We start from the raw sequence: 14,517 nt of genomic DNA, 5'->3' as shown, positions 1-14,517 counted from the left end.
TTCTTATCAGGAAATCAAATGGCAACCTATGATCTGGAAGAGCAGGAAAAAATAGATGGGCTTAAATCCTGGTGGGAAGCCTATGGCACACTGGTGATCATAATTGTGGCGATTTTAATCGCCGGGATGGCGGGTCAGCAGGCGTGGAAATACTATAAGACACAACAGACCGAGCAGGCAGCGGAATTGTATGCATCGCTGTTGCAAGTCGAGGCGAGCGGTGATCCCAAGAAGATTAGCGATGCCGCACATTTACTGATGGAAGGCTTCCCTGCCAGCGGGTACGCGGCGCGCGCCGCCTTGATTTCAGCACGTGCAAGCTTTGAAAGCGGCGACATGCAAAATGCCAAAAGTCGCTTGCAATGGACGCTGGATAACACCAAGGAAGAGGAGTTGAAGGATCTCGTGCGGTTGCGGTTGGCGGGCATATTACTGGATGAGAGAAAATACGACGATGCCGTGAGACTGCTGGATACCAAGCATGGTGAATCCTTTGATGGCCTTTATGCGGATCTCAAAGGCGATATTCTCACTTCGGCGGGTAAGATTCCCGAGGCGCGTGCCGCTTATCAAACAGCGCTTGGCAAGCTGGGCAAAAAAGGCACCTATCATAGCATTGTTCAAATGAAGCTCGATGCCCTGGCGGAAGGCAAATAGGCAAATATCTCGAATTGCAATGATGCACCAAGCAAGACCGAGAAAATGGGGGTGTAGCTGGCGGAATCATTCATGGAGAATTTATGCAGAGCTTCTCCAGGATTACACGCATGATCCTGAATCCGGCGGTTGATCGTTCATTTCTTTGTTTAATATCATGATCCATAATGAATCTTTTCCATATTTGACCTTCACCTTTCTGGTGAGCTCGCTACAACTGCCGGATTTAGGATGATTCGGCGGCATATCCTGCTGCTGGTGCCGCTGCTGGCGTTTTCCGGATGCGTAAGTGTGGTCGATATGGCACGCGACCTCGCACGCGACCTGTCGGATATCGATGTGGCGGGTATCAGCGGCGGGCTCCTTGGCGGCGAGACCTTTGAGATGAGCCCGGAACAGGCTGCCCAATTAAAGACAGTTCCGGAAGTGCGTCTATTGTGGCAGAACGGCATCGAAGAAAGTAAAGCGATGGGGTTTATGCCGGTATTCGAGAACGGCGCCGTTTATGCCGCGGGCCTGAATGGATTCCTTGTGCGTTTTGATCCCACCACAGGCAAACAAGCGGGAAGTGTCAATACCAAGCATAATCTGTCGGGCGGCGTAGGTGCAGGTGACGGAATGTTGCTGCTTGGAACCTTCAAAGGTGAGGTTCTGACATATGGCAGCAAAGACGGTAAAGCCCTGTGGACGGCCCAGGTATCCACCGAGGTATTAAGTCCCCCGCGAGCGGAGAGCGGCACGGTAGTGGTTCGCACTGGAGATGGCCGGATTTTCAGTCTGGATGCCGGCAGCGGCAAACGTAAGTGGATATATCAGGGTGCAACTCCTCCCTTGACGGTTCGGAGCTTTGCTGGTGTGCTGATCTCGCGAGGCATGGTATTTGCCGGATTTGCAGGCGGAAAGCTGGTGGCGATAAATCTGGCCAACGGCGGGGTCGTCTGGGAAGCGGTCGTATCGCGGCCGCGGGGAGCGACAGAACTGGAGCGAATAACCGATGTCGCCAGTCTGCCGGTGGCTGACGAACAACAGATATGCGCTGTAGCCTATCAGGGGCGTGTTGCCTGCTTTGAAATCGCCAACGGAAATCAGATTTGGGCGCGAGACGCGTCGAGCAGCGCAGGTCTTGCCATGAATGATGATTACATATATGTGAGCGATGCTCAAGGCGCAGTAGTGGCTTACAATAAAAAAAATGGTACCAGTATCTGGAAACAGGATTTGCTCAGCGGCGTCCAGTTATCTCCCCCCCTCATCCAGGGCACGCATGTGGTGGTGGGTGATTCTCTGGGCTATGTAAATCTCATCAGGAATGACACCGGTAGTATTGTCGCGCGCTCTGCCACTGACGGGAGCGCCATCACTGCCCGCCCCGTCTCTCTGCCTAATGGCTTCGTGGTGCAGACCATGAAAGGTGGGCTTTATGCGTTCAGCATGTAACCGAGAAAATTCGGCAAATTCATTTATTTTAGAAAGTGCTTGCTGTTATCCTTCCGGGCAGAAGGATTGGCGGTCTCCACATAAGAACCAGAAGCCATGAAACCCACCCTCGTACTGGTCGGGCGGCCCAATGTCGGCAAATCAACACTTTTTAACCGCCTGACCCGCAGCCGTGACGCAATTGTGGCGGATATTCCCGGATTGACGCGGGATCGCCATTACGGCCATGGCAGGCTGGGCGATAAGCCTTATCTGGTGGTCGACACCGGTGGCTTCGAGCCAATGGTGAAGGAAGGCATTTTGCATGAGATGGCCAAGCAGACTCGACAAGCGGTGGACGAAGCGGACAGGGTGCTGTTCATCGTCGATGGCAGAACCGGTTTGGCGCCGCATGATAAGGTAATTGCGGAGCAACTGCGCAAGACCGGACGAAAAATCATGCTGGTGGTGAATAAAACCGAAGGCATGGCGTCCTCCGTCGTTACTGCAGAATTTCACCAACTGGGCCTGGGGGAACCCTGCGCGATCTCCGCCGCGCACGGCGACAATGTGAATGAGCTGGTGGAGTTGGCGCTAGCGGATTTCCCTCTGCCGCAAGCAGAAGAAAAAGAAGACAGGCATCCAAAAATTGCCATCGTGGGACGCCCCAATGTTGGCAAATCCACGCTGGTGAATGCACTGCTGGGCGAGGAACGCGTCATCGCGTTTGATCAGCCGGGTACCACCCGCGACAGTATCTATATTGACTTTCATCGCAACGGCCGTCCGTACACGCTGATCGATACCGCCGGTTTGCGCCGGCGTGGCAAGGTATTTGAAACCGTGGAAAAATTCTCGGTGGTAAAGACCTTGCAGTCGGTGGAAGACGCCAACGTGGTGGTCCTGGTACTGGACGCGGGAAACGAAATTTCCGATCAGGATGCCCACATCGCCGGGTTCATCCTGGAAACGGGGCGCGCACTGGTGGTGGCGGTTAACAAATGGGATGGCCTGGATAATTATCAGCGCGATACCATCAAGAACGATATCGCCCGCAAACTCTCTTTCTTGCTGAATTTCGCGAAACTCCACTATATCTCGGCATTGCGAGGCAGTGGCATGAAAGGATTGCTTCCGTCGATTGATGCCGCTTATGCGGCCGCGATGGCGAATCTATCCACCCCCCGGCTTACCCGCACCCTGCTGGCGGCGGTAGAGAAGCAGCAGCCTCCGCGTGCTGGCCTGTCACGCCCCAAACTGCGCTATGCCCATCAGGGCGGCTCCAACCCGCCATTGATCGTAATCCATGGCAGTGCTCTGGATAAGGTTCCCGAAACCTATCAGCGTTATCTCGAAAACACCTTCCGCGAGGCCTTTCAGCTGGAAGGTACGCCATTGAGAGTTGTGTTCCGGTCGGGTCACAATCCCTATGCCGAAAAAGGTGCAGCACCTCTCAGCGAAGCGGAAGCAAAACGTGCCCATCGCCGCCGCATGGTCGGAAGGAAGAAATATGGTTGAGCAGTAGCAGCAATCAGCCTGATGGGCTTAAGGAATGAAAAAAAACAACACCGAACTCGGCAGAGCAGGAGCCAACGAACCTCCGGACGGATCCTCCATTTCCGCAGAAAAGCGTGCAGCGATTCCTTAGTGCAATACCCTGGGCACGCTCAAGATGAATTCAGGGATGGTTGCATCGAAGCGCAGGCCGTCTTCAGCCACCATTTGATAGCTACCTTTCATCGACCCAACCGGTGTGGAAATGGCGGTACCACTTGTATATTCGAAATTGTCTCCGGGTTTTAGCAACGGCTGCTCACCGACCACTCCCAGGCCCCGTACCTCTTGCACACCGCCAGTCCCATCCGCAATGATCCAGTGGCGGCTGATGAGCTGTGCCGAAACTGTACCTGTGTTGGCAAGCGAGATGGTGTACGCAAAAACGTAACGGTCGAGCGCTTCATCCGACTGTTCCGGGAGGTAGGTAGTGTGAACCGTTACAATAATTTCGTATTTTTTACTATCGGCCATCCCCGCATTGCACACTATTTTTCGAGTCACGGCAAGGGTGGTGGCTACAAAATATGGTGCCGCATGCTCCCAAGTCCAGTCGCCGACGGCAATCTCTTAGTATAGTGACCTGATCAAAAAAAGGATTTTGCAAAATTCGATCTCCGCCTTTCATGACGAGGTCTACCCGACGGATTGCGCAGTTTTGTAGCAGCGGGGTTGCATTACATCACCCTGGAGTTGACGTATCATCTCGCGCCGCTACGCATTGACCTGAGTCCCAAAAAACCGGGCACTCCATACTGTTCAGCTGCCGGACTCAAAATAATAAAAGTTAGAACGATCGCTGCGGCATGAAGCTGTTAGCGCGAAAGACCATTTGCGGTTAAAATGGCGCTTTTTGATTATAAGGACGCCTTCATGGCTAATTATCGCATCGCTCCGAGCATCCTTTCCGCCAATTTCGCCAAGCTGGGTGAGGAAATAACCGCCGTCATCGATTCAGGCGCGGACATCATTCATTTTGATGTGATGGATAATCACTATGTGCCTAATCTCACCATCGGTCCGCTCGTGTGTGAGGCTATTCGTCCCCTGACCCAGGCAGTTATCGATGTGCACTTGATGGTCGAGCCGGTCGACCGCATTGTTCCGGATTTTGCCAAGGCCGGAGCCAATATTATTTCCTTTCATCCCGAAGCATCCAGGCATATCGACCGCACCATCGGGCTGATCAAGGAACAGGGCTGCAAGGCAGGGCTGGTATTCAACCCGGCGACGCCTTTATATTATCTCGACCATGTACTCGATAAGCTGGATCTGGTGTTGATCATGTCGGTAAACCCAGGCTTCGGTGGACAGAAATTCATCCCTGAAGCACTGGAAAAATTAAAAGCCGTGCGCAAACGCATTGATGCAACGGGCAAAGATATCATGCTGGAGATTGATGGTGGCGTAAAAGTGGATAACATCGCCGAGATCGCCCGCGCGGGAGCCGATACCTTTGTTGCCGGGTCCGCCATTTATGGTGCGGGCAAGGACAGCGATCCGCACCGCTATGATAGCGTCGTAGCAGCGCTGCGGGCGGAATTGGCGAACGCTTGATTTCAGTTTGCGAACGAAACGACGTCTCCAGAAATCCTGATTTGCGAGCGCGTCGCGGAATACGAGACTTTATTAATGTTAGGGGATAACTTTACGTGAACAAAAGCGCTTCCCGGCTTGGGGACACTGTTGTGGTCGGCAGCGAATATCCACTGTCGGTCAAGGCCGTGATGATCGATCTGGATGGTACACTTCTCGATACGGCGGGCGATCTGGCCGCGGCGGCCAATATGATGTTACGGGAGCTGGGGAGGGCCGAGCTCCCGCTGGAGACTATCCAATCCTACATTGGCAAGGGCATACAGAAGCTGGTGAAGCGCTCGCTTACCGGCAGCCTCGATGATGAGCCCGATGTTGAGTTATTCGACAAAGCGATGCCGCTCTACGAGCGCGATTACGCGAAAACATTGTGCGTTAGTACTCGGCCCTATCCAGGCGTAATAGAGGGATTGAACGCCTTGCTGGAAGCGGATTTTCGCCTGGCCTGCATAACCAACAAGGCTGAGGCGTTTACCTTGCCACTACTTCGTGCCACCGGCTTGCTGGATTATTTTGATATCGTCCTGTCAGGCGACAGCCTCCCCAAAAAGAAGCCTGATCCGATGCCCCTCCTGCATGCCTGCAAGCATTTCGGCATTCTACCCCGTGAAATGCTGCTGATCGGCGACTCCCTCAATGACGCCGAAGCGGCGCGTGCGGCGGGTTGTCATGTCTTTTGCGTACCCTATGGCTACAATGAGGGGCGCGACGTGCGCGAACTGAATTGCGATGCCATCGTTACGTCCGTATACGATGCTACAAAATTAATTCAGAAATTGTCATGATCCCCGAAAACACCGGAATCGAGGAATACGCGATAAATGCCTGGCGTCCCTAGCGTCCTGGCCTCGATCGCTGGCGGACCTAGCACTCACACGCTACCGCACTTTCTTTCCTTCCTGTTTTCTTGTGGAGTCACATCATGACCGAAGCTGAATTCAATAACCTTGTGGCGCAAGGCTATAACCGCATCCCGGTAGTGCTGGAAACGTTTGCCGATCTCGATACCCCGCTGTCGGTTTATCTCAAGCTTGCCAACCAACCGTACTCGTATTTATTGGAATCGGTACAGGGTGGCGAGCGCTTCGGACGTTATTCCTTTATCGGCCTGCCCGCCGTGACTCGCATAGAGGCGCGGGGCGGTCTTGTCAGGATCATCAATGGTGCGGGAACGCGGGAATCCGAGGTGGAAGATCCGCTGGCTTTCGTGGAATCCTACCTGTCTCGCTTCAAAGCCGCGCCATGCCCCGGTTTACCCCGTTTCTGCGGCGGCCTCGTGGGCTATTTTGCCTACGATGCCGTGCGATATATCGAGCGTAAACTGGCCGGTCATGCCTGCCCCGACACACTCAATACGCCCGATATGCTGTTACTCCTGTCTGAGGAGCTGGCGGTGGTGGATAATCTTTCCGGCAAACTCTATCTCATCGTGTATGCAGCGCCTGGGGACGCAGGTCCAACGGAAGCAACGGAAGCGTATAAAGCTGCAAAAAAACGCTTGAAGGAGTTGCTCGTCAATCTCCGTGAACCGGTGGAAATTCCGCTTGAAACGCCCAGCAAACCGGCCGAGGCCATCTCGGAATTCAGTGAAACAGGTTATATTGAAGCGGTGGAGCGCGCCAAGCGCTATATTTTTGATGGCGACATCATGCAGGTGGTTTTATCGCAGCGCACCAGCAAGCCGTATGGCGCGTCGCCGCTGGCGCTTTATCGCGCGCTGCGCAGTCTCAATCCCTCTCCGTACATGTTTTATTATCACTTTGGCGAGTTTCACGTGATCGGCGCGTCGCCGGAAATCCTGGTCCGACTGGAAAGCGGCACCGTGACCGTACGTCCCATTGCCGGCACCCGCCCGCGCGGTAAGACCATTCAGGAAGATGCCACGCTGGCGGACGATCTGCTGGCCGATCCGAAGGAGCGTGCGGAACATTTGATGCTGATGGATCTCGGGCGTAATGATGTCGGCCGCGTCGCGCAGACCGGAACGGTCAAGGTCACGGAGAACATGCAGATCGAGCATTATTCCCATGTCATGCACATTGTTTCCAATGTGGATGGCAAGCTCAAACCCGGCTTGAATGCGATGGATGTACTGCGCGCCACTTTCCCTGCGGGTACCGTGAGCGGCGCCCCGAAAGTGCGGGCGATGGAAATCATCGATGAGCTGGAAGTGTCCAAGCGCGGTATCTACGCTGGCGCGGTAGGTTACCTGGGATTCGATGGCGATATGGATCTGGCCATCGCTATTCGCACCGGTGTCATCAAAGACGGTAAGCTGCATATACAGGCCGGCGCGGGCATCGTGGCCGATTCCGTGCCGCAAAGCGAATGGATCGAGACTCAGAACAAGGCCAAGGCACTGCTGCGGGCGGCGGAGATTGCGGAGGGTGGGTTGGACAGTAAGATCGAATAGAGAATGATCTGATAGAAAGTTTTCTTGTTTCCCGTGCAATCACTGACGTCTGAAAATCCGCGTGGATTCTAGAGCGACATGATGCGACGCTGACAGCAAAAATGATCGCCTGTTAGCGAAGTTTTTCAAGCAGTCAGAAGGTCGACAGAAATACTATATTAATCGGTAGCTTGAAAGCTCGCCCCGTACCAGCACCCAATCTCCAACTCGTACCTTGCTGCATCCACCGAAAGCGAAAGATCCCAATATAATGATTTTTATGCAATCATCGCAGGCGCCAGATTCAATCTCTGGATCCAGTGGTGTGCTTTGCAATTGATTGAATCTAAAAACGCATCTTTCCGTGTCATGCGTCGTTGCAAATCCTCGCGATATATCGCTTGATTTTACGCGTAGCCTGCACAAAAACTCATCGCTTTTATTCAATTACAAGCACACTACTAGAATGCCAGCCAGCCATTCAAATAGAGCGTGTCGTTACCCGCCGCATTGCGCCCAAAACCATCATAATTGCGAATACCTCCGTTAAACTGAAAGTAGTGGACGTATTGGAGTGTAAGCCGCAGGTTGGTCAAGGTGGAATACGCTGATGTGGATTTCCCGAACGGTATATAGCTCACCTCGGCGGTAATTGCCTGATTATCGGGTTTTCCTGAGCGGCTGCCGGTGATAGGGTCTGCAAAGCTGTATATGATGTTGTCCGCTGTTCCTGAAGTTTGTCCATAAGCCAGGGTAAGACCGTAGGTCTGCAGGAACGTGTACGCGCCCCTGATACGGACGGTGTCGAGACTGCTGCTCTGTTTCTCCGCGAACCCTAATGCCAAGCTGGCGTTCATGTCCCGGTTCTCGCGAATATAAGTGGCATTGAATTCAAGAATGTGTTTTGGATTTACCAGATACTGATAGGTGGCATCAAATCCAAAATCGGTAAACTGATCAGTGCCTGCGCCTTGCAGTCGCTGCGGGTTGACATTCGCGTGCATGCCAAAAGAGCCGATTGCGCCATAGTGCCCGTGCCAATTGTGCTGGAGCGCAACCCGCCAATAAGGTGCGCCTCCATCAATTTTGTTTTGCGCAGCATCGAATGTTCCCACTGTCTGCTGCACGTTACGGGCAAGACTTGTATACCCGCCGCCCTCGATATACAAGAAGTCATTCCACATCATATAAGCCGTCGCACCGCCTACCTGGCCCCCGAGTGACTCGATAAGCGTGCCCGCTGACTGGGTCGGAGCCAAAGGCGATGCTGCCCAGGGAAAACCCCATACAGGCGTCGTATTCCACAGGTCTGAAACCGTGGGGGAATTATTCAATGATACGCCGTAAACAAACCGGTTTCCTGCCAGGTCTGCATAATCGGCAAAACGAATATCGGTATTATCAAGCAATACCTTCTTTTCCACGCCATCGTAAGTTCCTTCAATAAAAGCACCCGCTTTGGAGCTGATACGGCCGGCATAAAAAATCGCAGCTTCATCAATGGTTGCATTATTGTTAGACCCAAAATGTTCGGCCGCACCATCAGGCTGGCCTCTTTGGGTATGTGTGAATGAACCTCTGATCATTGCACTCAACGGAATCAGCTGTGTGCTTTCTTCGCTTTTGTCGGTATAACCGTAAAGCTTGAAATTCCTGCCGGTAGGAGTCAGGCCGGGGCCAAAGGCCTGCACATGACAGGCACTGCATGGCATGGCGGTCTGACGCGCAAAAGCAGGCAAGGCACTCGCCTCATTACTAAATATGGTGAGGAATAACATCAGGAAGAGGGGGAGTAAAAGTACCGCGTTTCGAAATAGAACCATGGCTTGGCTTATTCTCCCTCAGGGCTCCCAGTTTTGCCTGTTCCGGTCTAGAAGAATATCCGCTAGGTGCAGCCGTTCAGGCGTGTCGCAGTATAAGAATTCCCCTGTACACTCATCGGAACGACACAGAATTTGTGCGGGTTTGTAATATCCTGGGTCCGGATGGATACCTCCTGCTCACTTGGGATATTTATATCAGGGAGCAGAGCATTGAAACGAGTCTCTCCGATATCAGCTTCCATAAGAATTGTGATGCTCATCAGTGTACCAATTTCGGTTCTTAGCACCATGAATCTGATCACCAGTGAAACCCAGTGACCGTGACAGATCCTGGCCGCTGAAATGGGGTTTCCATTTGTCGTCCGATGAGTGTTTTCATCATTTCGACAGTACGTCTGACGTAAGAAACCCACCTGTGTATTTTTATAGACTATAGACGAGAAAGTTCAAGTACCACCCAGTGTGCCCAGGTCGGGCTATTCAAAGGAGCGGAGTGAAGCGCAAGCGTTGCCGATCTTATAGCCCCACCCTGCTACTTGGCCGGTATTCATATTTTTCCGGCAGAACCAAACCAAGAAAGTCCACACTTCGTTAGGCCTACTCTGCAATGCCAGGTGCTCGCGCTTAACCGCCAGATTACACCGCTTGCGTCGAGCCTTAGTGTCAAGCCGGCGCAGGTAGGGAATGGGTCATGGTGAGCGCCAATAACTTATCTTTAGTTTGTCATGGTCTTTCATAAGCCCAATGCAGCAGCGCATCCATTGCTGGTTGCGCAATTCCCGATTTTGGATGATTGATGAACATGACCACAGCTACGCGCCTGCCGGATTTATCGAGCACATAACCTGCCATGGTTCTCACGCCATCCAGAAAACCGGTCTTGATATGGGCCTGTCCCGCGGTAGCGCTGCCATTCAGGCGCTTCTTCATGGTTCCATCCACCGCTGCGATCGGCAGGGAGGAAATGAATTCGGGCATGACCGGGCTCTGGAACGCCGCCAGCAAAAGTGCCCCCAGGTGACCGGTACTGATGCGCTCATTGCGTGATAGCCCCGAGCCGTTTTCGATAACCAATTCAGGAAAACTGAGCCGTTTGGACGTAAGCCAGCGCCGTAGGGCCATATCCGATTTGGCGAGCGTTGCGGGCGGCCTGTCATGGCCATTTGCTGCGTCGCCGGCAGCCATGCTCGGAGACGAGCCAGGAGTCAGTCCCGTGGTCAGCCCTAATGCGAGATATAGCTGCCGCGCCGCGGTGTTGTTACTGAATTTGTTGATATCCCGAACGATGTCGGCAAGTGGGGGCGATTGATGGGTTTCCAGCGGCGTCATTCCTTCCGGAGCCGTGCCGGTGCGCACCTTGCCGCGGAATATTCCACCCTGTTCTTCCCATAATTGCCTGAACAGGCCGAAGATATAATCGGCGGTATCATGCACGCTGAGATATAAGGTCTTTTCGTCACAGTCAGTGGAATAACTGCCATTAAGCGCAATTGATACGCGGATGTCGCCATTGACGGCAGTGCGAATATCGGCGGCGAGCGTGTCGCGCCATTCATTGCAGGGGCCATTGGTAAGCGTCAGGCCATTTTTGAGGTCCAGTGATGGCAGAGGCGGATCGACTACAACGCGAATGGTCTTGCTCGCAGGCTGCGGGATCAGGCGTAGCGCCAGTGTACGGTAGTTCACCAGCAGCGCTTCGGGAAGCACATTGTATGCACGGTGGGGCTTGCCGTCGAAGGCGGCCGGATTGCCGCCGGGCAAATCGAAATGGCTGCTATCCAGCACCAGGTCACCCGTAATTTCGCGTAACCCGGTCTGACGCAGGCGTCGCACAAGCAGCCAGAAATTTTCCAGATTCAGCTTGGGGTCGCCGTAACCCTTGATCACCAGATTACCTCGCAGTGTATCGCCTTCAAGCATGCCACTGGCGTATAATTCGGTTTTCCAGGTATACGCCGGTCCCAGCAGTTCCAGTCCGGCAAAAGTCGTGACCAGCTTCATTACCGACGCGGGATTCATCGCCGTGCCGGCATTGACGGCGAGCAGTGGCTTGGCTGCACCAATTTCCTGAACATACATACCTACCGCAGACTCGGGAATGCCTGCCTGCTTGAGCGCCTGACCGACGGCGATCGGCATGTTGTATGAAAACGCAGGGAGCGGCGCGGCAGCCAGCGAGATGCACAGGGAAACGGTTTTGAGGAACCTCGCGCCCGCGCAGGACTTATTCAAAGGTTCCATAAGTCGAATCATGGTCAGAACGTAACCGATGTGTATTGCGCCGGGATGCTCACATTCCATTTTAATTGTCGCTGGATAACTTCAGCCAGGGTTGCGGCATTCAACGGTTCGCCATGAACCAGGAATGTTTGCCGGGGAGCAGCCCGGAAATGACTCAACCAACCCATCAGGCCAGCTTGATCGGCATGGGCGGAGAGGCCGCCTATGGTATAGATATCCGCGCGCACGGGTACCTCCTCACCAAAGATTTTCACGTATTTGGCTCCATCCACCAGGCGCCGTCCCAGCGTTCCCGCTGCCTGAAAACCGGTAATGAGGATACTACATTCGGGTCTTCCCAGATTGTACTTGAGGTGATGCTTGATCCGTCCCGCATCGCACATACCGCTTGCCGAAATAATAACTGCGCCATGCCGCACGCTATTGATCCGTATGGATTCCTCGACATCCTGTACGAAATGAATCTGCAGTTTTTCACCGTTCTTATTCAACCACTGCAGCGTGCTGGCAGCTTCCTTGTCGAGTAATCCCATGTGCTTCAGCGTGATGTCGGTTGCTGCCAGCGCCATGGGCGAATCCACATAAATGCCCATCTTTCCGAGCTTACTCTGGCGAGAGAGATCGACCAGCAAAAACAGTAAATCCTGGGTTCGCCCCACAGCGAAAGCGGGCACTATAACGTTGCCGCCCTTGCGCTCCAGTGTATCGCTGATGGCGTGAACCAGTTCATCCAGCGTGTCCGGCATGCTTCGGTGCAAACGATTGCCGTATGTTGATTCCACAAGCAGCACATCTGCTTCCTGGATAGGTGTCGGATCGCGCACGACGGGATGGCCTGGCTGACCCAGATCGCCGGAGAACACCAGTTTCTTATGCCCGGTGCCGGACTCTACCCATACCTCGATGATGGCGGAGCCCAGGATGTGCCCGGCATCGCGGAAGATGCAGCGTACTGACCGATGAGGTGTGATCTCCGTGTCGTATTCGATATTTCTGATCTGTCTGAGAAAATCAGTTGCCTGGGTCACGGTATAAAGCGGGGCGGTTTCGTGAAGCGAACGGTGTGATTTGTGCTGCTCGTGGTAGTGCGCCTTATTTTGCCACTCGGCTTCTTTTTCCTGGATATGCGCGCTATCCCTGAGCAACACCTTGAGCAGGTCGGCGGTCGCGGTCGTGGTGTACACCGGCCCTCTGAAACCCAGTGCACCAAGCCGAGGCAGCAGTCCGGAGTGATCGATATGGGCGTGAGTCAGCAGGACGAAATCGAGCGTCTCAGGGCTGAAACCAAACGCTCCACGATTTTTTCGCTCCGCTTCGCGCCCGCCCTGGAACATGCCGCAGTCAACCAGAAAGCGTATATCGCGGGTTTCGATCAGATAGCGCGAGCCGGTGACTTCGCCGGCTGCGCCTAGAAAAGTAAGCTGCATGAATTGCGGCGTGCGCAGATGGTCAACATGAATCAAGCGCCCGCAAAGTACCCGCTGCCAGCAAATCCATTTCCTGCTCATTAATGATATACGGCGGCATGAAATAAACAGTGTTTCCCAGCGGGCGCAGCACCAATTCCTGCGCAAGTGCTGCCTGGAAGAATCTCCCGGCAAAAGCAGGGTCATTGGTTTCCACTTCGAATGCCCATATCATTCCGCAGTTTCTAAAATTCTTGACCGTGGGATGGGATGCGATCGGCTGTACCGCATGATTGAGATAATTTGCTTTAACACGGTTAGTATTAATGATATCGTCATGCTCGAAAATATCTAGCGTAGCCAGCGCGGCACGGCAGGCAAGTGCATTGCCTGCGTGGGTATGGGAATGCAGGAAGCCGTGCGTGGTTTCGTCGTGATAAAACGCCTGGTATATCGAATCCGTAGTCATCACTACGGATAAGGGCAGATAGCCGCCGCTCAAGCCTTTTGCCAGGCACAAAAAATCCGGTGTGATATGGGCCTGTTCGCAGGCAAACATGGTGCCGGTCCTGCCAAAGCCGACCGCGATTTCGTCGGCGATCAGATGTACCCGGTATTTATCGCATATCTGTCTCGCAAGCTTCAGATAATCGGGATGATACATGCCCATGCCCGCCGCGCCCTGCACCAGCGGCTCGACAATGAGTGCCGCGGTTTCGGCATGGTGTTGCGCGAGATGCGCTTCCAGCGCGGCCGCGGCACGTTGGGTATAGTCTTCGGCGGACTCTCCCGCCGCCGCATAGCGCCAGTCCGGGGTAAGAACGTGCGCGCTGTGGCGCAACAGCGGAGCGTAGGTATCCCTGAACAGTGCCACATCGGTCACTGACAGTGTACCCAGTGTTTCACCGTGATAGCCATTTTGCAGGCTGACAAAATCATTTTTTTCCGGATGACCGCTATTGTGCCAGTAATGGAAACTCATTTTCAATGCGATTTCTATCGCGGATGCGCCATCGCTGCCATAGAAGCAATGGCCGAGCTTGCCCGATACGAGATTGCCCAGGCGTTCCGATAATTCGATCACGGGTTCATGGGTGAAACCCGCGAGCATGACATGCTCCAGTTTATCGAGCTGCTCGCGGATGGCGGCATTGATGCGCGGATTGGTATGACCAAACAGATTGACCCACCAGGAACCGATGGCGTCAAGGTAGCGTTCGCCTTGGAAGCCATAAAGCCACGCGCCTTCCCCGCGGGCTATGGGAACGAGTGGCAGCACCTCGTGTTGTTTCATCTGGGTGCAGGGGTGCCAGACGGTCTTTAAGCTGCGTTCCATCAGGTATTTATTGTTCATCGATCTAATATTAGCAGCCTGTCGGAATTAAAGGAAATCGACTGCAAAAGCACCCGACCAATTCATATTTCGCCGTTT

General features: G+C 53.8%; 11 protein-coding genes. 6 read left to right on the top strand and 5 right to left on the bottom strand.

From position 1 onward, the window contains the following. Nucleotides 1-18 precede the first annotated feature (18 nt). From EBAPG3_RS00245 to der, 3 genes are all read left to right on the top strand, one after another. Nucleotides 19-657 carry a tetratricopeptide repeat protein gene (locus EBAPG3_RS00245; protein ID WP_004180251.1) on the top strand — a complete coding sequence of 213 codons (639 nt, stop codon included), beginning with the start codon at nucleotides 19-21 and terminating at the stop codon, nucleotides 655-657. A 231-nt stretch (nucleotides 658-888) separates the two neighbouring features. Next, nucleotides 889-2,094: an outer membrane protein assembly factor BamB gene (gene bamB, locus EBAPG3_RS00240; RefSeq protein ID WP_004180255.1), complete on the top strand. Its 1,206-nt coding sequence runs from the start codon at nucleotides 889-891 to the stop codon at nucleotides 2,092-2,094. A 96-nt stretch (nucleotides 2,095-2,190) separates the two neighbouring features. Continuing rightward, complete coding sequence (gene der / locus EBAPG3_RS00235; RefSeq protein ID WP_004180256.1) at nucleotides 2,191-3,591, top strand: ribosome biogenesis GTPase Der; 1,401 nt, start codon at nucleotides 2,191-2,193, stop codon at nucleotides 3,589-3,591. A gap of 126 nt (nucleotides 3,592-3,717) precedes the next feature. On the opposite strand, the gene apaG is transcribed toward der, so the two are convergent. Next, the gene (gene apaG, locus EBAPG3_RS00230; RefSeq protein ID WP_004180257.1) at nucleotides 3,718-4,101 is read right to left on the bottom strand and encodes a Co2+/Mg2+ efflux protein ApaG; all 384 of its coding nucleotides are present in this window, start codon (nucleotides 4,099-4,101) and stop codon (nucleotides 3,718-3,720) included. 399 nt (nucleotides 4,102-4,500) lie between these two features. On the opposite strand from apaG, the gene rpe reads away from it, so the two are divergent. The 3 genes from rpe (at nucleotide 4,501) to trpE (ending at nucleotide 7,636) form a co-directional block, all read left to right on the top strand. Continuing rightward, nucleotides 4,501-5,184, top strand: coding sequence for a ribulose-phosphate 3-epimerase (gene rpe, locus EBAPG3_RS00225; RefSeq protein ID WP_040853081.1), 684 nt, complete (start codon nucleotides 4,501-4,503; stop codon nucleotides 5,182-5,184). Nucleotides 5,185-5,279: 95 nt separating this feature from the next. Further along, complete coding sequence (locus EBAPG3_RS00220; protein ID WP_004180259.1) at nucleotides 5,280-6,008, top strand: phosphoglycolate phosphatase; 729 nt, start codon at nucleotides 5,280-5,282, stop codon at nucleotides 6,006-6,008. 137 nt (nucleotides 6,009-6,145) lie between these two features. Beyond that, nucleotides 6,146-7,636, top strand: a complete 1,491-nt coding sequence (trpE, locus tag EBAPG3_RS00215) for an anthranilate synthase component I (protein ID WP_004180261.1) — start codon at nucleotides 6,146-6,148, stop codon at nucleotides 7,634-7,636. A 440-nt stretch (nucleotides 7,637-8,076) separates the two neighbouring features. Here the strand turns inward: trpE and EBAPG3_RS00210 are convergent, their stop codons facing one another. From EBAPG3_RS00210 to bioA, 4 genes are all read right to left on the bottom strand, one after another. Continuing rightward, on the bottom strand, nucleotides 8,077-9,438 hold the full coding sequence (locus EBAPG3_RS00210; protein ID WP_004180264.1) for a hypothetical protein: 1,362 nt from the start codon (nucleotides 9,436-9,438) through the stop codon (nucleotides 8,077-8,079). Between the two features lie 723 nt (nucleotides 9,439-10,161). Then, complete coding sequence (dacB, locus tag EBAPG3_RS00200; RefSeq protein ID WP_227869239.1) at nucleotides 10,162-11,679, bottom strand: D-alanyl-D-alanine carboxypeptidase/D-alanyl-D-alanine endopeptidase; 1,518 nt, start codon at nucleotides 11,677-11,679, stop codon at nucleotides 10,162-10,164. A 14-nt stretch (nucleotides 11,680-11,693) separates the two neighbouring features. Then, the gene (locus EBAPG3_RS00195; RefSeq protein WP_040853085.1) at nucleotides 11,694-13,106 is read right to left on the bottom strand and encodes an MBL fold metallo-hydrolase RNA specificity domain-containing protein; all 1,413 of its coding nucleotides are present in this window, start codon (nucleotides 13,104-13,106) and stop codon (nucleotides 11,694-11,696) included. Between the two features lie 22 nt (nucleotides 13,107-13,128). Next, nucleotides 13,129-14,439, bottom strand: coding sequence for an adenosylmethionine--8-amino-7-oxononanoate transaminase (gene bioA / locus EBAPG3_RS00190; RefSeq protein ID WP_004180271.1), 1,311 nt, complete (start codon nucleotides 14,437-14,439; stop codon nucleotides 13,129-13,131). Between the last annotated feature and the right edge of the window lie 78 nt (nucleotides 14,440-14,517).

Origin of the sequence: Nitrosospira lacus, assembly GCF_000355765.4 — a bacterium.
In the GTDB taxonomy this organism is placed as follows: Bacteria; Pseudomonadota; Gammaproteobacteria; order Burkholderiales; family Nitrosomonadaceae; genus Nitrosospira; species Nitrosospira lacus.
This window is presented reverse-complemented; position numbering and strand designations above follow the sequence as displayed.

What these genes read in the sequence shown, in the direction of transcription:
- EBAPG3_RS00245 (WP_004180251.1), top strand. Translation starts at nt 19, where the DNA reads ATGGCAACCTATGATCTGGAAGAGCAGGAAAAAATAGATGGGCTTAAA.
- bamB (WP_004180255.1), top strand. Translation starts at nt 889, where the DNA reads ATGATTCGGCGGCATATCCTGCTGCTGGTGCCGCTGCTGGCGTTTTCC.
- der (WP_004180256.1), top strand. Translation starts at nt 2,191, where the DNA reads ATGAAACCCACCCTCGTACTGGTCGGGCGGCCCAATGTCGGCAAATCA.
- apaG (WP_004180257.1), bottom strand. Translation starts at nt 4,101, where the DNA reads ATGGCCGATAGTAAAAAATACGAAATTATTGTAACGGTTCACACTACC.
- rpe (WP_040853081.1), top strand. Translation starts at nt 4,501, where the DNA reads ATGGCTAATTATCGCATCGCTCCGAGCATCCTTTCCGCCAATTTCGCC.
- trpE (WP_004180261.1), top strand. Translation starts at nt 6,146, where the DNA reads ATGACCGAAGCTGAATTCAATAACCTTGTGGCGCAAGGCTATAACCGC.
- EBAPG3_RS00210 (WP_004180264.1), bottom strand. Translation starts at nt 9,438, where the DNA reads ATGGTTCTATTTCGAAACGCGGTACTTTTACTCCCCCTCTTCCTGATG.
- dacB (WP_227869239.1), bottom strand. Translation starts at nt 11,679, where the DNA reads ATGGAACCTTTGAATAAGTCCTGCGCGGGCGCGAGGTTCCTCAAAACC.
- EBAPG3_RS00195 (WP_040853085.1), bottom strand. Translation starts at nt 13,106, where the DNA reads ATGCAGCTTACTTTTCTAGGCGCAGCCGGCGAAGTCACCGGCTCGCGC.
- bioA (WP_004180271.1), bottom strand. Translation starts at nt 14,439, where the DNA reads ATGAACAATAAATACCTGATGGAACGCAGCTTAAAGACCGTCTGGCAC.